This window comes from Aedoeadaptatus urinae (assembly GCF_900155585.1).
GTDB classification, from domain to species: domain Bacteria; phylum Bacillota; class Clostridia; order Tissierellales; family Peptoniphilaceae; genus Aedoeadaptatus; species Aedoeadaptatus urinae.
Map to the genome: position 1 here is coordinate 288,333 of NZ_LT707418.1, position 15,378 is coordinate 303,710.

19 protein-coding genes are annotated in these 15,378 nt (G+C 53.3%); 1 reads left to right on the top strand and 18 read right to left on the bottom strand.

Annotated elements, in window-relative coordinates:
* Positions 1-28 precede the first annotated feature (28 nt).
* Entirely contained in the window at positions 29-1,102 is a 1,074-nt protein-coding gene (locus tag BQ7397_RS06595) for a C40 family peptidase (RefSeq protein WP_077075322.1), read from the bottom strand.
* Between the two features lie 279 nt (positions 1,103-1,381).
* Here BQ7397_RS06595 and mgtE point away from each other — a divergent pair, with 279 nt between their 5' ends.
* A complete protein-coding gene (gene mgtE, locus BQ7397_RS06600) occupies positions 1,382-2,740 on the top strand; it encodes a magnesium transporter (RefSeq protein ID WP_077075323.1) in 1,359 nt (452 codons plus the stop codon).
* Between the two features lie 78 nt (positions 2,741-2,818).
* On the opposite strand, the gene BQ7397_RS06605 is transcribed toward mgtE, so the two are convergent.
* From BQ7397_RS06605 to BQ7397_RS06685, 17 genes are all read right to left on the bottom strand, one after another.
* Positions 2,819-3,703, bottom strand: coding sequence for an S-layer homology domain-containing protein (locus BQ7397_RS06605; RefSeq protein ID WP_077075324.1), 885 nt, complete (start codon positions 3,701-3,703; stop codon positions 2,819-2,821).
* Positions 3,704-3,880: 177 nt separating this feature from the next.
* A complete protein-coding gene (locus BQ7397_RS06610; protein WP_077075325.1) occupies positions 3,881-4,402 on the bottom strand; it encodes a histidine phosphatase family protein in 522 nt (173 codons plus the stop codon).
* The gene (gene cobS / locus BQ7397_RS06615) at positions 4,399-5,127 is read right to left on the bottom strand and encodes an adenosylcobinamide-GDP ribazoletransferase (protein ID WP_077075326.1); all 729 of its coding nucleotides are present in this window, start codon (positions 5,125-5,127) and stop codon (positions 4,399-4,401) included. Before cobS ends, BQ7397_RS06610 begins: the two co-directional genes overlap by 4 nt.
* Complete coding sequence (cobU, locus tag BQ7397_RS06620) at positions 5,124-5,654, bottom strand: bifunctional adenosylcobinamide kinase/adenosylcobinamide-phosphate guanylyltransferase (protein ID WP_077075327.1); 531 nt, start codon at positions 5,652-5,654, stop codon at positions 5,124-5,126. Before cobU ends, cobS begins: the two co-directional genes overlap by 4 nt.
* The gene (cobT, locus tag BQ7397_RS06625; protein ID WP_077075328.1) at positions 5,651-6,721 is read right to left on the bottom strand and encodes a nicotinate-nucleotide--dimethylbenzimidazole phosphoribosyltransferase; all 1,071 of its coding nucleotides are present in this window, start codon (positions 6,719-6,721) and stop codon (positions 5,651-5,653) included. Before cobT ends, cobU begins: the two co-directional genes overlap by 4 nt.
* On the bottom strand, positions 6,711-6,971 hold the full coding sequence (locus BQ7397_RS06630; protein ID WP_077075329.1) for a cysteine-rich small domain-containing protein: 261 nt from the start codon (positions 6,969-6,971) through the stop codon (positions 6,711-6,713). Before BQ7397_RS06630 ends, cobT begins: the two co-directional genes overlap by 11 nt.
* The gene (gene cobK / locus BQ7397_RS06635; protein ID WP_077075330.1) at positions 6,940-7,698 is read right to left on the bottom strand and encodes a precorrin-6A reductase; all 759 of its coding nucleotides are present in this window, start codon (positions 7,696-7,698) and stop codon (positions 6,940-6,942) included. Before cobK ends, BQ7397_RS06630 begins: the two co-directional genes overlap by 32 nt.
* On the bottom strand, positions 7,695-8,423 hold the full coding sequence (cobJ, locus tag BQ7397_RS06640; RefSeq protein ID WP_077075331.1) for a precorrin-3B C(17)-methyltransferase: 729 nt from the start codon (positions 8,421-8,423) through the stop codon (positions 7,695-7,697). The genes cobK and cobJ overlap by 4 nt, the downstream gene beginning before the upstream one ends.
* Positions 8,420-9,385 carry a cobalt-precorrin 5A hydrolase gene (locus BQ7397_RS06645; RefSeq protein WP_144019985.1) on the bottom strand — a complete coding sequence of 322 codons (966 nt, stop codon included), beginning with the start codon at positions 9,383-9,385 and terminating at the stop codon, positions 8,420-8,422. The genes cobJ and BQ7397_RS06645 overlap by 4 nt, the downstream gene beginning before the upstream one ends.
* A gap of 8 nt (positions 9,386-9,393) precedes the next feature.
* Entirely contained in the window at positions 9,394-10,146 is a 753-nt protein-coding gene (cobM, locus tag BQ7397_RS06650) for a precorrin-4 C(11)-methyltransferase (protein ID WP_077075333.1), read from the bottom strand.
* Positions 10,143-10,679 carry a precorrin-6Y C5,15-methyltransferase (decarboxylating) subunit CbiT gene (gene cbiT, locus BQ7397_RS06655; RefSeq protein WP_077075334.1) on the bottom strand — a complete coding sequence of 179 codons (537 nt, stop codon included), beginning with the start codon at positions 10,677-10,679 and terminating at the stop codon, positions 10,143-10,145. The genes cobM and cbiT overlap by 4 nt, the downstream gene beginning before the upstream one ends.
* Positions 10,672-11,271: a precorrin-6y C5,15-methyltransferase (decarboxylating) subunit CbiE gene (gene cbiE, locus BQ7397_RS06660; RefSeq protein WP_077075335.1), complete on the bottom strand. Its 600-nt coding sequence runs from the start codon at positions 11,269-11,271 to the stop codon at positions 10,672-10,674. Before cbiE ends, cbiT begins: the two co-directional genes overlap by 8 nt.
* 8 nt (positions 11,272-11,279) lie before the next feature.
* Positions 11,280-12,326 (bottom strand): cobalt-precorrin-5B (C(1))-methyltransferase CbiD, encoded by a 1,047-nt coding sequence (cbiD, locus tag BQ7397_RS06665; RefSeq protein WP_077075336.1) that lies wholly within the window; start codon positions 12,324-12,326, stop codon positions 11,280-11,282.
* The gene (locus tag BQ7397_RS06670) at positions 12,323-12,943 is read right to left on the bottom strand and encodes a precorrin-8X methylmutase (RefSeq protein WP_077075337.1); all 621 of its coding nucleotides are present in this window, start codon (positions 12,941-12,943) and stop codon (positions 12,323-12,325) included. The genes cbiD and BQ7397_RS06670 overlap by 4 nt, the downstream gene beginning before the upstream one ends.
* The gene (locus BQ7397_RS06675) at positions 12,936-13,988 is read right to left on the bottom strand and encodes a pyridoxal phosphate-dependent aminotransferase (protein ID WP_159435166.1); all 1,053 of its coding nucleotides are present in this window, start codon (positions 13,986-13,988) and stop codon (positions 12,936-12,938) included. Before BQ7397_RS06675 ends, BQ7397_RS06670 begins: the two co-directional genes overlap by 8 nt.
* On the bottom strand, positions 13,934-14,635 hold the full coding sequence (locus tag BQ7397_RS06680; RefSeq protein ID WP_077075339.1) for a precorrin-2 C(20)-methyltransferase: 702 nt from the start codon (positions 14,633-14,635) through the stop codon (positions 13,934-13,936). Before BQ7397_RS06680 ends, BQ7397_RS06675 begins: the two co-directional genes overlap by 55 nt.
* Complete coding sequence (locus tag BQ7397_RS06685; protein WP_077075340.1) at positions 14,623-15,378, bottom strand: sirohydrochlorin cobaltochelatase; 756 nt, start codon at positions 15,376-15,378, stop codon at positions 14,623-14,625. Before BQ7397_RS06685 ends, BQ7397_RS06680 begins: the two co-directional genes overlap by 13 nt.

Sequence of the window (15,378 nt, forward strand, 5' to 3'; positions counted from 1 at the left end):
CGGCGAACCGCTCCTTGCCTATATTTAATTATAACACACGCGTCGCATTTACAAAACGCGAGCTGTAATAATTTTCGGACAGTTTATTTTGTTTGACGCGACCGCTTCCGCTGGCTGCGTGGATGAAGGTGTCGTTGCCGATGTAGATGGCTACGTGGCTGACACCCTTGCCGGTGGTGTTGAAGAAAATCAAGTCGCCGGGTTGTAATTGAGATCTGTCAATTTGTGTACCTACTTGAGATTGAGCAGAAGAGGTTCTGGGAAGAGAAATTCCCAGTTCTCTAACATAAATGGCATATACCAGACCGGAGCAGTCGTAGCCGCCGTCGCCGGTTGCGCCCCATACGTAGGGAGTACCCATTTTGCTGAATGCGGAATTGATGACTTGTTGTGCTTTCGCTCCGTCGACTTTCGGTGCGGCAACAACAGGTTCGGCAACCTTCTTGACCGGTGCCTGTTTTTGAATGATGTCGCGTTGAACGGCCTTGACGCCGCCTTTACCGAAATCCAAATAGTTGGGGTCGATTTGGAAATCCTTGCCTTCTTCGTTAAGAATAATGAAGAGGCCGTCCTTGTAGCTGACTACATTGACCGTTTGGTTCTTTGCCAATTGGTAAACGCCGTTGGCGTTTTCAAGCTTCAAATTTTGTTTTACCTTCGCCGGCGTGGAGTAGGGACCTTGAATCGCTTCGATGTTCGCTTTTTCTACGGAACCGAAGAGGCCGTCTTCCGTATTTACCGCTACGGTGTTCGGATAATGCTTAACCGTTTGAAGGGTTTCGCCGATAAAAAGGTTACGAACGACCTTGCCGTCTTTTTTCAAAATGGCATTTTTCTTTACCGTGTAGTATTGGGGCTTGCCCTCGGTGACGAGGATCTTTTCCTTCGGAACGGTCACTTTCGCGTTGCCCTTTTGGACTATGTAACCGCGTTCGTTTGTGTCGACTATATTTGCTTGTTCTTCAACGGCAAAAGTCAATTGGCTGCCACTATACAATGTGGTGTTATGATCCTGCACAAAAATGCCGGTATCTCTCAGACCTACGATCGAAATGATTGCCAACGCAGTCGTTCCGACGGCAAGCTTGAACTTTTGTTTCATGTAAAAACAACACTCCTTATTCCTTATAAAATCCCCGGTGGAAAGCCCGGTTTTAAGGGGTTTCCCATCCGAAATTAGACTTTTCTTAATCATCTTTTGGAATTATAACACAGATGGTTACTGAATGTAACAATTTGATAGGTCAATTATGTTACTTCTCTGTTACAGTTCCATGACTTTTTATTTCTTTATTAACGACCCTATAAGCTTTAACGGGCTGACTTTCACCGGAATTGAATGGTATACTGTTTAAAGATAAGTTACGGGAGGTGAAGGTTATTGGAATATGAATCCGACTACGAATTATTAAAAGAAGAGATAGAGATGTGTATTACCGAAGGTCATGTGGAAGCGTGTAAGGAAATTTTCGACAATTATCACGCCGTGGATATCGATGAGGTGCTCGACGATTTAGACTCGACGGATCTGCAATACTTTCTTTTTATGCTGGATCCGGAAAATATTGCAGATCTCTTAGAAAATGCCGAGGACGAGCTTCAGGTTAAAATCGCCCGCTTCTATTCGACGACAGAATTAATCGATATTTTCAGTTTCATGACCAATGCCGATGTCGCTGATCTGTTGGGGCTTTTGCCTACGATCAAACGCAAGGACATTCTTAACTATATGAAGAAAAGCGAATCGAATATCCTGAATATGATTCTTTCTTACGACGACGACAGCGCCGCCAGAATCATGACCACGGAATTTTTGTCCTTGAAACAGTCCTTAACCGTGCGCGAGGCTCTCTTAAAGATTAAAGAAATCGCCCCTACAACCGAAATTATCGAATCGATTTTTATTACGGACAATTTGCACCGACTGCAGGGGATCGTGGATTTGCGGGACATTCTCGTAGCGCCGGGCTTTATGCCTTTGGCTGATCTCGTCGAGAACCATCCCTTCTTCGTCTATGCCGATCAGGATCAGGAAGAAGCCGCCAATTTAATCTACAAGTACGACCTGAAATATTTGCCCGTTGTCAATAAAAATGAAGCCATCCTCGGAGTCATTACCAGCGACGACATTATCGAGGTAATGGAAGAAGAACATAACGAAGACATTCTCGCTATGGGTGGGGTTTCGAAGGATGAAGAATACGACTCGAACTTTTTTCACTCCGTCAAAAGTCGCCTCCCTTGGCTCGTGATCAATCTCTTTACGGCCTTTATGGCCTCGGCGGTGGTGGCCATGTTTGAAGATACCATCAGTCAGGTGGTTGCCCTGGCCGCCGCCATGCCCATTGTCACAGGGATGGGAGGCAATGCCGGCAATCAGGCGCTGTCCATCGTATTAACCAGCTTGGCTCGAGACGAAATCAGCTTGGAAGAAGACCTGCCCCTGGTATTGAAGGAAATCGGCCTCGGCCTTTTCGACGGTGCGGTTATCGGCCTTTTCGCGGGCTTCGTCCTCTATTGGAAATACCACAATTTTTATTTAGGGCTGATTATCTTCGCCGCCATGATTTTAAACATGATCATCGCCGGAATCGTCGGCTTCCTGTTGCCCTTGCTTTTCGACAAGCTGAAAATCGATCCCGCCATCTCCTCTCCCATATTCCTCACGACCTTTACGGATGTCTGCGGTTTCTTTATTTTCCTCGGCCTGGCATCCACCCTGTTACCCAAATTGCTTTAGCACTTTGAAAATTTTATAAATGCAAAAACCGAAGGCATTTATTTCGCCTTCGGCTTTTTTTCGTCTTGTGAGACCTTTTTATTTTTTTATAAATTCGTAAATGCGTTGACCTAAAACTACGCCCTGTTCTCTGGATGCATTGGTCTTCGGTCTGAATTGATTGTTCTCGTAGCCCGACATCAGGCCCATGGATTGAAGCTCGTAAACCGATTCACGGGCGTACTTGCTGATCTTGTTGTGATCGGCAAATGTGTTGCTGACGGCATGGCTTCCTTCCACGTTCACACTCTTTAAAAAGCGCGCGAGAATCGTCGCCATTTCTTCCCGGGTGATCTTGGCATTAGGCGCGAATTTTCCGTTACCCACGCCGTTGACCAAGCCGAGACGCGATGCGATCACCACGGATTCGTTTTTCGTGTCCTTGAAGGGGCTCTTGCCCGCAGCCAAGTGCACTCGTTCCACTTTTTCGTAGAGGCGCACGATGACTTCCGTAAACTCTTCCCGGCTGATCTCCTTTTTCATATCGGCCTTCACCGACGGGGGAATCAATCCGTTGTTGCCCGCCGCACTTAGCTCTTCCAGGGACCAGGCGCTGGAATTATTAAAGACGGGACGATAGCCGACGGATACGGCATTGCCGAAGGCACTACTTACGCCCTCAGCTACATAGCGCACCCGGAAGCTGTATTGATTGCTCCGAATGTTTATGGTTGTCAATTGAGTAAAGTCGTTTGCCGTTAAATTTTTCATGACCCGATCTTTTTCTGCGGCGGTCAGCTCGCCCTTGTAGACGTGGCCGCTTTTGGAAGACCAAGGCTCGAGATTTACCTTGCTGTCGATTTCGTAGGCTACTTTTTTTCCTGCGGCCAGCTGTTCTTTGACCCAAGCGGGATTTTCCCAGCTAATGGTCACACCGGCTTCGTCGGGGCTCAAGGCCAAGGATAAAGCGCGGGGGCTTTCCATAGGAAGAGCGAATACTCCCCGAGCGGGAATCAATATTCCCACCAATAAAAAAAGTGCCAACATGCGTTTCAATGTGTATTTCAATAGTAACACCCTTTCTTTGCTGCTAAGACTATAGCAAAAGCCGGGTGGACCTTGAAGGGGTACGGGAGAATTGTAACGGAATTGTCACTTTTTTTATTTGATTTTTATAATTTGAAAGTTGTCGATTCTGTAATCGAAGAAATGTCTCACGTCCCCTTTCTGTGCCGCCAGCACCAATCGCATAAATCCGTCGTGGCTCACGTAAAGGGTATCCTCTTCCGCCGTCCGTAAAAACATTTCCGCCCGCTTATAAGCCTCCCTCAGGCTTTCACCCTCCGGCGGCGGAAAGGCAAAAGGATCGTCGATCCAGGGCTTCAGAGCGTCGCCGAAGGCGTCATAGGCATCGTTAAAGCTGCGTCCCTCCAAGACCCCAAGACTCACTTCACGAATCAAAGGCTCTTCGGTCACGGGCAGATCTTCGGCGACGATGGCCGCCGTCTCTTTGGCGCGAAGATAGGGACTGCAGGCGACGGCTTTGACATGAAGGGCGCGCACTTCTTCCCGGAGTTTTAAAACAATCTCCTCCTCTACGGGAAGCAGGGGCTCCGTCGGCGTAGCGTAACATTTTTTTTCGTTGGCCAATGTTTTTCCGTGGCGCATCATATAAATGCTCATGAGAAAAATACTCCGAATAAAATCAGGACCAAGAGCTCTGCCGTCTCCACGATGGCACCGTAAACGTCGCCGGTGAGGCCGCCGATTTTTTTTACGGACCATCGCCCGAAGAGGGCGCCGTAGAGGCAGGCGGCGATGGGATAGAGAAAATAGCTTGCGCCTCGCGTAAAGAAAATGATCGCCGCGAGAATCAGCCACTGCAGGTAATAGCTCTTTTTCGACGCACACTTCTTAAAGAAATTTCCCATGGAGGAGCTTTTCGCCGAGGGGAAAAAGTGGATCGCCGTCAAAAGACCCATGCGAGCCGAGGCAAACAAAATGCCCATTTCCACAGGCTGAATGGCCACCGACGCCAGGACGGCAAATTTTCCCAATAAAACCAAAACGAGAGAAAGAACGGCGAAGGTGCCGATGGTGGAATCGTGCATGATTTCCGCGATGCGATCTCTCTCGCGATTGGACAAAAAGCCGTCCGCCGTATCCATGAGCCCGTCTACGTGGATGCCCCCGTTTAACAGGTACCAGGTGAGGAGCCCCAAAAAGGCGGCAAAGAGCGGCCCTACGTCGTAGAAGTAATTATTCACCGACGCGACGACAACTCCCATAAGAAAGGCGATCCAGGGAAACCAGAAGAGGCTCTTTGCCGCTTCTTTTTCGCTGAAATCCGTTTTTATAAAGACGGGGATGCGCGTAATAAATTGAATGGCTAAAAGAAAACTATTCATTTGATCTTCACCGGAATTCCCGATATACAGGCGTAGACTTCGTCCGCCGCCTGTGCCAACCGTTGATTCACCCGCCCCTGAATGTCTCTGAAGGCGCGGGAGACGGGATGCATGGGAACGATGCCGCTGCCCACTTCGTTGGTGACGATGAATAAATCGCAGGATGCGCGCCTCGCCGCGGCGATTAAATCCCGAAGCTCGTCCATGCACAGGCCTTCGATTTTTTCCTCGTCGATGAGGTCACTGCCATCGGAATACTTCCACAGATAATTGGAAAGCATCACCGTCACGCAGTCCAAGAGGACGGCGTCCTCCCCCTCTATGGCCTCCGCCAAATCATGGTCCCGCTCCGCCGTGCGCCAGGAGGCGGGCCGCCTGCTTTTATGTGCCTCGATGCGGCGAATCATTTCTGCATCATCTGCGGCCTGTGCCGTGGCGATATAGAGGACCTTGTCGTAAGCCTTCGCCCGCGATTCGGCGTAGGCGCTTTTTCCGCTGCGGGCGCCGCCGGTTATTAATGTAATCATAGGGACTCCTTTTCGATATTGACCAACAGGCCCGGGTCGATGGCATTGTCTTCCATGGAGCCCATGTTTTTCATGGCGTAGATCGCCCCGTCCATCAGTTGAAAAAACAGAGGACAGCCGCTCCCCTCTCCGAGGCGCATGGCGAGATCCATGGGCGGTATGAGACCCAAGTGGCGATTCAATAATGCCGAGGCCCTTTCCGCGCTCTTGTGGGATAAAAAGACGTAGTCTTTTACGAAAGGTGCCAATTCAATGGCCGCAAGAGCCGCCGCACCGGTAACGAAGCCGTCCACCACCGCCGCCACCCTCGCCTCGGCACAGGCCAAGAACACGCCGACGAGACCGGCAAGATCCAAGCCGCCTACCTGAGCGATTTTGTGGATCGCATCGCCCTCGCCGCATCGACTGACGGCCCGCTTCACTACCGCCACTTTTTTCGCCAGCTGGGCCTCGGTAATGCCGGCGCCGTAGCCCACGCAAGCTTCGGCGGATTCGCCGGTTAAGGCACAGAGAAGGGCCGCCGAGGTGGTCGTGTTGCCGATACCCAGCTCGCCGGTACCCACCATACGTGCGCCTCTTGCGATCACATCTCGCGCCACATTTGCGCCCCGTTCAAAGGCGCGAAGGGCCTCGTCGCGAGTAATGGCGGGCTCCGCGGCGATGTTTCCCGTGCCGGGGCGGATGGATTTCTTTAAAATATTGGGCTCACGCTCCATCTCTTCTTTCATGCCTATGTCCACGATGACGAGCTCCGTCCCCGCCCATACGCTTAATGCGGCGACGCCGGTTTCGCCACGAGCCATGGCGTTGGCGAGCATTTGCGTAAAGACCTGAGGCGATGAGCTGACATCCTCCGACACCACGCCGTTGTCAGCGCAAAAGACGATGACTGCCTTTTTGTCTACGTCAGGGAAGGTTCTCCCCTGTATCCCCGCCAGGCGAATGGTCATGGCTTCTAAATCCCCCAAGGATCCCGTAGGGTGGGTGCGATTGTCCCAATGTGCCTTGGCCCTTTTCATGGCCTCTCGATCTGCGGGGCCGATGCCGCGAATCAGTTCATCGATCATGCTTCTGCTTCCTCTCGTTTATTTCTTGCCGCAGACGCTCGTTAATGTAGTCGTAGCCCTTGGGACGATGGGGAATCAAACAGTTGGAGCAGTCCTTTACCCCGCCTACATAGGAAAAATTTCCGCCGCAATTTTCATCAAGCAGATAAAGAGGGCAGTAACAGAACATGCAGTTGAAATCCCCTTCCATGGCGTGGCAGGGGAAGTATTTGCAATCTTTATTGGTGTAAAAGCGATAAGAGAATTCCATTTGAAATCCTTTCTACCAATGCCTTGGTCTCGGAAAAATTCAGCCCCTCTTCCGCCTCGGTGCGAATAACCAAAGAGGTCATGCCCAGTCGGGCGGCGGCTTCGATTTTTTCGTGAAAGCCGGAACCGGCGCCGCTGTTTTTCGTCACCAGGTAATCGGCTTTGGCGTGTTTAAACAGGGCCAGGTTCATCTCCAAATCGAATGGCCCCAGCATGGCCACCATGTCTTCCATGGCCACGCCGGCGGCTGTTAATATGTCCACGCTCTTTGAGGATGGAATGATTCGATAGATGTGGCGGCTCTCTCCCTTCACCGACTCGAAAAGGTCGCAATGCTTGGAGCCCGTGGTAAAGAAAAAAGTGCCCGTTTTCTCCTTGATGTATGCGGCGCAGGATTCGTAATCGTCGAAGATTACATCCCCCGCCTCGTCCTCCACGGGTCGCTTAAAGCGATAGTAATCGATGCCCTGCTCCTTTGCCGCCGCCTTCGCCTCTTTCGACACGAGCTTCGCGAAGGGATGGCTCATGTCCACGACGGCGACGATACTTTGCTCGCGAATAAAGCTCTCCATGGCGGCTCTGTCCATGGGCCCCACGTGGACGTCCACGTCCTCGGGCAGGCGGTCCCGCCCCTCTTCTCCGGCAACGCTAATTACGAGGGCGCGCCTGTCCACGCTGCCCACGAGGCGCACGGATTCCGAAGTGCCGCCGATAATCCACAGCTTCATAATAGGTAGCCCCTGGGCGTAATCATGGCGCCGTTTCTTATGTAGGTCTCTTTGTTTCCCACGATGACCATGGTATTCATATCGCAGAAGCTGTCGTCAAGATCGCCGACGGTGGTGAGGATTTTTTCTTCCCCTTCCCGCCGCGCGTGCTTCACCATGGCCACGGGCCGCGTGTCTTCGTAGCCCTCTTCTTTTAAAATCGCCATGGCTTCTTTTAAGTAATGGGGCCGCCCCTTGGATCGGGGATTGTAAAAGCAGATGACGAAATCCCCCTGTGCGGCGAGGCGAATACGCTTCTTGATCAAGTCCAGTGGCGTCATTAAATCGGAAAGGCTGATGGTCACCATGTCGTGCATAATCGGCGCACCGACACAGGAGGCGGCGGCAAAATTGGCGCTGATGCCGGGAATGATTTCGATGTCGATGTCTTTGCCTTCCGCCAGCTCCAAGACGGGGCCCGCCATGCCGTAAAGGCCGGCGTCGCCGGTGGAAACCATGGCCGTTGTCTTTCCCACCTCCGCCGAGGCCAGGGCCATTTTGCAGCGTTCGATCTCCGACTTCATACCCGTGGTGTAGAGTTCTTTTCCGGCCGTGTAATTCTTAATGTAATTTAAGTAAGGCTTGTAGCCCACGATGACCTCGCTGGCCTTCAATGCCCGAATCATGCCCAGGGTGAAATCCTCTTCACCGCCGGGGCCGATGCCGATAATATATAATTTCTTCATCTTTTTTCCTCTGTAATGGTCAGGGTAAAGCCCCCTTCGCTAATTTTTTCCGCAATCATGGTTTCGCCGCCCATATAGGCCGCCGTGCAGGAGACGCTGGATACGCCGACGGTGGCTTTGACGAAGTCGCTGCCCGAACAGCGGTATTCGTTTCTCGATAATTCCTCCGCGGTGTAAATCTTCAAAGGAACTCCGAGCTCCTTCGCCGCGTAAACGATGGCGGGCTCGTCTTTTTTTATGTCGATGGTGTGGATGGCCGCCACGGCCATGGGATGGATTCCGTAATTATTCAACGTCTTTTTTATGAAGTCCACCAAGGCTTCGGGATCCGTTCCCTTTTTCGAGCCGATACCTAAGTGGATCCGCCTCGACACCAAATGAAGGGCGCTTTTGATTTTAACGTCGGTCGCGGAAACCACCACGCCGTCTTCCACATCCGCTTCATCCATAGTCGCCACCCGCTTAATATTGGGATAGTACGGCACGGCATCTTCTTCTGAATACCAAAGAATTTCCCTTCCCGCTACCATGGCGGCGGCCACCCTCTTCATGGCCACCATATTGTCGAAGGCGTCATTTTCTTTTTGCGCAAAGACGTCGATGGCCTCAAAGCCCAAGCTGTCCGATGCCGTAGTGAGCACCGCCTCGGCGCCCATGACCTTCGCAAGCTCCAGTGCATAAGCATTGGCGCCGCCCAGGTGCCCGCTTAAAAGGGGAATAACGTAGCGGCCCACCGGATCGATAACCACCACGGCGGGATCCCACCGCTTGTCATCCACAAAGGGCGCCATATAGCGCACGGCGATGCCCGCCGCGCCGATAAAGACGATGCGATCGTAGGCGTCGAAAATGTCGCCGAAAGCCTCTTTCTTTATCGGCCGCTGAAAGTCCTTGCCGTAGAGATCCTCTTGAGAAAAATACGTCTTCGCCAGGGCCGCCGCCTGAGGTGAAAAACATAACACCGCCGTCTTCACTTCGTGCCCTTTCTGTATTCCGTGGAAAAATGTTTGTCGTAGAGCTTGCTCTTTTCGTAGTCCGTGTCGAGAAAGTCCCCGACGAGGATTTGGGCGTGCTTGTAAATATCCCGCCCTTCCATATCCTTCACGATGTCTTTTAATGTGGAGCGCACCACGATTTCGTCAGCCCAGGTGGCCTTATAGACCACGGCTATGGGCGTGTCGTCGGAATAGCCCTTTTTCAAATCCGCCACCAAGTCTTCCAACTGACCGGCGGATAAAAAGATCGCCATGGAGGCGCCATGGGCCGCCAGCTTGTCGATGGACTCGACCTCAGGCACCGGGGTGCGTCCGGCACGTCGGGTAAGGATCACCGTCTGGCTCACGCCGGGAAGGGTGAACTCCCGCTTTAAGCTGGCCGCCGCCGCGGAAAAAGAACTGACTCCGGGCACCACTTCGTAGCCGATGCCCCATTCGTCCAGAGCGTCCATTTGCTCCTGGATAGCGCCGTAAAGGGAGGGGTCCCCTGTGTGGAGGCGCACGATCTTTTTCCCTGTCTCGTGGCTTTTCTTCATCACATCGAGTACTTCTTCTAAGTGCATGGTGGCGCTGTTGTAGATCTCGGCATCCTCTTTCGCCAAGTCCATGTGCCGGGCGTCTACCAAGCTGCCGGCGTAAATAATCACGTCGGCTTCTTCCAAGAGCCGCCTGCCCTTTACCGTAATTAAATCCACGTCGCCGGGACCGGCGCCGACAAATGAAATCATCCTCTTCTCCCCTTTAAAATAAATACGCCGTTTTCGGCGCGCAGCAGTCCCAACCGATCTTCTCTGGATACGGCCACATACTTTAGGCTCCAATCGTAGCCCCGGCTCTTAAAAAAAACCTTCATGGCCTCGGCGTGGCTCATGGTAATGAAATTGCCGGCCATGATGCCCCCGGGCTTTAAATGGTCGTGGGCGTAATCCAAAATGGCCTCCAACTGCCCCCTGCTGCCGCCGATAAAAATGCGGTCGTAGCTTTCATCTTTCAGACAAGCCGGCGCCTTCCCGCGAATCACTTCCATATTTACGCCGAAGGCTTCGGCGTTTTTCCCGATTAAATCCAAGGCCTCATCCTTGACTTCCGCCGCCGTGACTTCGCATCCCAAGGACGCCGCCGCCACGGATATGGAGCCCGTGCCCGCGCCGATGTCCAGAAAGGAAAGGCTCGGTGCCAATTCCATGCCCGCCACGGTGAGTATCCGCACCTCTTCCTTGGTCATGGGCACGTCGCCGCGAATAAAGTCGGCATCATTCATCCAATTCAAGTTCAATCACCGCCAATGCTAAAGCTTCGTCTATGGAAATATCCTCGCCGATGGGCGCCGTTACCATTTTTTCCTCTTCGTAGGAAAGGTAACTCGCCCCATGGATCACGCCCTTGGCTCCTTTCGCCGCCAAGGCCTCGGACAGATCCCTCGCCGTAAAATGTTTATCCAAGAGCACGCAGCTTAGGGGCTCTTTTAAAAGCAGATCCACCTCCGGCTCCCTGCCGTGAAAGGAAAAGGCCCGCATCTTCTGCCAGGGGAGCTTCAGTGCCGCCGCCGCACATTGCATGCTGCTTAAGCCGGGAATGACCTTGTCTACAGCGATGCCCTTGGCGCGAAAAGTACCGGCGAGACCGAAAAAGAGGGGATCGCCGCTGACGACGACGGCCACATTTAAGGCGGGATCCAAATTCTCCTCTACCTCGCTCAACCTTTTTACCGCCACGATGTCCTTTCGAAGGGGCCGCAGCTTTTCCGCCAGGCGTGAGAAGGCGACGACGCGATCCGCCTCTTTTATGACCTCCACGGCTTCGTAGGTCATTTTCTTCAAATCGCCGGGGCCGGCGCCGACTATGGTAATCATCGCTCCTCCTACATGGTGTAAATAATTGCCCGAATCTTGATGTCATCGGTTTTTAAGTATAAGGGCACCCGCTTTTCGATTCCCCGCTCCATGGCAGCCATAATATTTTCGTAGCCCAGAGCCGCCGCCTTTTTTATGGCCTGATCGGCGGTCTTTTCCTTTTCAACGGCTTCCATATCCGCCACAGTCGCTCCCGCCTTGGCCATGTAATAGGCGATGGCCTCCATTCGCCCGTCGGCTACGGCGGAGTGAGTTTGGAAAATGCCGATGGCCACCTTCGCCATTTTGCCGATATGGCCCATTAAGGTGATTTCGCGAAAACCAAGATCCCTGGCGAGGCACAGGGCGTCGCCGAAGTAATTGGACACCTTCACCACGGCCCCTTCCAGACCCAGTGCCGCGGCCCGCTCCTCGCCGTAATTGCCCGGCGTTAAAATCACGGCATCGGCACCTGTTCTTCTCAGCTTTTTTAATTCCAGATCGATGGTGGCCACATAAGCGCTTTTGCTCATGGGCACGACGAGGCCCGAGGTCCCTAAGATGGACAGGCCGCCGACGATGCCCAGGCGGGGATTGAAGGTCTTTTTCGCCAGTTCCTCCCCTTCTGGGATGTCGATTCGAATGGCGATGCCCTCTCCCATATGCTCCTTCAGCAGTTTTTCGATCTCCCGCCGGGGCACGGGATTCACGGCGAGCTCTCCGGCTTTTCCCATAAGCCCGTCTTCCGTAAAGGTGCCGACGCCGATGCCCTTTTCCCAAACGACGCTACCCGTGTCGGTCTTTGTTATAGTGACGAAGATTTCCATGCCGTTTGTAATGTCGGGATCGTCACCGCTGTCCTTGATGACGCTATAGGTGGCTACACTCTCGCTCCGCATCCGCTCGCATACGTCGATGGTGAGCACATCCCCCGCCGGCACCGTCACCTGAACGGCGTGGATGGCCTCCCTCGATTCCAATGCCTCGATCGCCGCCTTCGCCGCCGCCACGACACAGGTTCCTGTGGTAAAGCCCAAACGCATATGTTTTCCGTCGACGACGGTGGTCCTCTTCATCGCCTGTAGTCCTCGTATAGAATGGCGTTAAAGACGGAGGCCGCCACATTGCTGCCGCCCTTGGTACCTATGGTGCGAATATAGGGCACGGCATATTCCGCCACCTTATCCTTCGATTCCGCTGCGCCGACGAAGCCCACGGGAACGGCGATAATAAATTTCGGATCCGCCTTCCCTTCGTCGACGAGCTCCAAGAGGCGAAATAGAGCGGTGGGGGCGTTGCCTATAATAAATCCCTCGCAGCCCATGGATACGGCTTCTTCCATGGCTACGATGGAGCGAGTGGTCTTTCGCTCGGCGGCGATCTTCGCCACCTCCTCATCGGAGATCAGGGTGATGAGCTCCACCCCAGACGCCGCCAGGGCTTTCTTATTAATGCCCGCCCGCACCATATTCGTATCCGTATATACCTTGCCGCCGCTCTTTACCACGGCACGGGCCGCCGCCATAAAATCCTCGTGGATGTCGATAATGTGGCGGTACTCCACGTCGCCGGTGGTGTGAATCATGCGGCGCACCACGGGCAGCTCGTCGGCCTTAAAGTCCACGTCGCCCAGGTATTCGTCGATGATGTCCATGGAAGTATTTTCAATGGACATGGGCTTTTTTTCATACATGGCGGTAGCTCCTTTCAAATTGAATCCACAGCTTTCGAAATTCTGCGTTAGCTTTTTCGTCGCGAACGGCCATGCGGAAGTACTCGTCCTTCAGCGGCTCCTCGGAAAAAGTCCTGAGCAATATCCCTTCCCTTAAAAAATAATCGAAACAGGCCTCGGCGCTGGCGCCCTTTAAGCGAATCAAAAGAAAGTTCGCCTCTGTCGGGAGGGCTTCGGCGATTTCCGATTCCTCGAAAAGTTTAAAAAGCTTCCTGCGCTCTTGTTCGACAAAGTCGCGGGATTTCTCCATATAATCGTCGCAATCCTTTAAATGAATGCCGCAGGCCTCGGCCACGGCGTTCACCGACCAGGGCAGCTGACGCTTTAAGAAGCGGTCCCTGAGGCCGTCGTTCATGATCGCCCAGCCCAAGCGCAGGCCCGGCAAGGCGTGGCTCTTCGTGGCTCCGCGAACGGTGATCTGCTTCGGGCGATGTAGCCCCGCCCTTTGCGCCTCTTCCCCGCCCCGTACAAATGGCAGAAAGGTTTCATCGGCGAGCAAATAGCCGCCTCGTGCGATGCAGGCTTCGTAAATTTTTTCCACCTCGCCACCGGGCAAAGAATAGCCCGTGGGATTGTGGGGATTGGTGATGATCACGAGAGCCCCCTCCGGAATGTGGGCGATAAAATCATCCACATTCAGCCGAAAGGGTCTACCCATAGGATAAGTGACGATTTCTCTTCCAAGGTCCTTTGCAATGCTTTCGTATTCGCCAAAAGCCGGCGTGGGCAAATAAATCTTCTCGAAAAGGGAAATACAGATGCCGATGATTTCCATGGCGCCGTTTCCCACGACGAGCCGATCCGAATCCACGCCGATCCAATCGCCCAGCGCCTGCCTCAGATCCCGATAAAAGCGATCCGGATAGCGATGGACGCCCTCAAGGCCTCTAGCCATGGCTTCCTTTAAATTTTCGGGCACGCCTAAAGGATTAATATTGGCGCTGAAATCCACTAGAGGATGCGCACTCTTCCCTTGGTATGTTTTTGTATCGCCGCCGTGTTCCAAGGCCGTCTCCTTCCGATGATCATGCTCATGTAATGCTTCCTGCCGGCGAAGCGATCGGCATCCCTCGACGCCGCCCACTGATCCGTCTCGATCTCTTCCAAATAGAGCAGGTGAAAGCCCGCTTCCATTAGGCGATGGGCGCTTTCCTCCGCCCGGGTGGTCTTTAAGAGAGCGATGGTATCCACCGAGGGAATCACCTCGTCTAAATGATCCGTCAAGAGAAAGGACTCGCCCTTTCGCGTCAGGCTTTCCACCACGCCGTTGATCCCCGCGAGAAAGGCGGGGATCCCGGGCACCAGCTCCGTTTCGAAATCACTCGCATCTCCCGCCGCCAGGACTTCGATCAAAGTGGCGTAGACGGTGCCGTCGCCTAAGGTCAAGAGGCAGCTCAGCTCCCCTTCCTTCGTCACCTCATCGATCTCATCAAAGGCTTTTTTGTAGCGGGCGGCCGTGACCTCGGTCATGGGAAAGTCGAGGAAGATGACCTTGTCTTTATCCACCACGTCCTTCACCGTATCGTAGGCCCGTGACTTTCCCTTGTTCAGGGGAATGAAAATGTGATCCGCTTTCCGTAAATAACGCAGAGCACGCAGGGTTAAAAGATCCTCCGCGCCGGGGCCCACGCCGATACCCACTAGCTTTCGCATGCTTCCTCCAAATGGCGGCGTAGCTTTTCCACGTACATCGGCCGCACGAAATCCCAGCTGCCCATGCCGCCGGCGACGGGGCTCACGGATAATCCAGCTGCTTCATAGCGCAGCTTCACGGAATCTTCGTCGCCGAAAATATCGTTTTTCGCGTGATCCCCGGCGAGAAGAAGGAGAGGCGCCAGTTGAATATTTTTGTAGCCTCTCTCCTTCATAAAGGCCAGGGGTTCCCCGTCGTCGACGGAGCCCTCGAGGGTACAGACGCGGTGAGGCAAATTCTTTTCTTCGAAAATGCGGTTCAGCTCGTCGTAATATCTATCCGCCGACCTGTAGCTCCCGTGGCCAACAAAAACCGTAGGCGCTTTGAAGCGGCGTTCCACCTCTTCCGCAAAGTGCAGTAAATCCTTTTCGTCGTGGAAGAGGGCTTCCCCCACCCTCACGCCCCGGCTTTTTAACTCGGCAAGCTTTTCGTATTCAAGGCCCTCGATGACGTGAAGGGGCTGAATGAAAATATCCTCCGCCTTAAAGCCCTCGTCGATAAAAGCATCCACGGCTTCCACTTCATTAAGATAGCGGGTGCCGGTCTGCTTTTCGTAGCGATTGATAACCATACGGGAAGTAAAGGCCACGCGGGTGGGAATTCCCTCGGCCAACTTTTTTAAATCCGCGACAACGGGATCCAAGTCCCGCCTCAGAGCGTCTTCGTGAGTGGAACCAAAGGTTGCGATAATCAATGCTTTCAT

Bases quoted from the DNA above. Each gene is read 5' to 3' on its own strand.
- BQ7397_RS06595 (WP_077075322.1), bottom strand. From the start codon at position 1,102: ATGAAACAAAAGTTCAAGCTTGCCGTCGGAACGACTGCGTTGGCAATC.
- BQ7397_RS06605 (WP_077075324.1), bottom strand. From the start codon at position 3,703: ATGGAAAGCCCCCGCGCTTTATCCTTGGCCTTGAGCCCCGACGAAGCC.
- BQ7397_RS06610 (WP_077075325.1), bottom strand. From the start codon at position 4,402: ATGAGCATTTATATGATGCGCCACGGAAAAACATTGGCCAACGAAAAA.
- cobS (WP_077075326.1), bottom strand. From the start codon at position 5,127: ATGAATAGTTTTCTTTTAGCCATTCAATTTATTACGCGCATCCCCGTC.
- cobU (WP_077075327.1), bottom strand. From the start codon at position 5,654: ATGATTACATTAATAACCGGCGGCGCCCGCAGCGGAAAAAGCGCCTAC.
- cobT (WP_077075328.1), bottom strand. From the start codon at position 6,721: ATGATCGATGAACTGATTCGCGGCATCGGCCCCGCAGATCGAGAGGCC.
- BQ7397_RS06630 (WP_077075329.1), bottom strand. From the start codon at position 6,971: ATGGAATTCTCTTATCGCTTTTACACCAATAAAGATTGCAAATACTTC.
- cobK (WP_077075330.1), bottom strand. From the start codon at position 7,698: ATGAAGCTGTGGATTATCGGCGGCACTTCGGAATCCGTGCGCCTCGTG.
- cobJ (WP_077075331.1), bottom strand. From the start codon at position 8,423: ATGAAGAAATTATATATTATCGGCATCGGCCCCGGCGGTGAAGAGGAT.
- cobM (WP_077075333.1), bottom strand. From the start codon at position 10,146: ATGATTTCATTTGTCGGCGCCGGTCCCGGCGACGTGGATTTAATTACG.
- cbiT (WP_077075334.1), bottom strand. From the start codon at position 10,679: ATGAATGATGCCGACTTTATTCGCGGCGACGTGCCCATGACCAAGGAA.
- cbiE (WP_077075335.1), bottom strand. From the start codon at position 11,271: ATGATTACCATAGTCGGCGCCGGCCCCGGCGATTTGAAGAAAATGACC.
- cbiD (WP_077075336.1), bottom strand. From the start codon at position 12,326: ATGAAGAGGACCACCGTCGTCGACGGAAAACATATGCGTTTGGGCTTT.
- BQ7397_RS06670 (WP_077075337.1), bottom strand. From the start codon at position 12,943: ATGTATGAAAAAAAGCCCATGTCCATTGAAAATACTTCCATGGACATC.
- BQ7397_RS06680 (WP_077075339.1), bottom strand. From the start codon at position 14,635: ATGCGAAAGCTAGTGGGTATCGGCGTGGGCCCCGGCGCGGAGGATCTT.
- BQ7397_RS06685 (WP_077075340.1), bottom strand. From the start codon at position 15,378: ATGAAAGCATTGATTATCGCAACCTTTGGTTCCACTCACGAAGACGCT.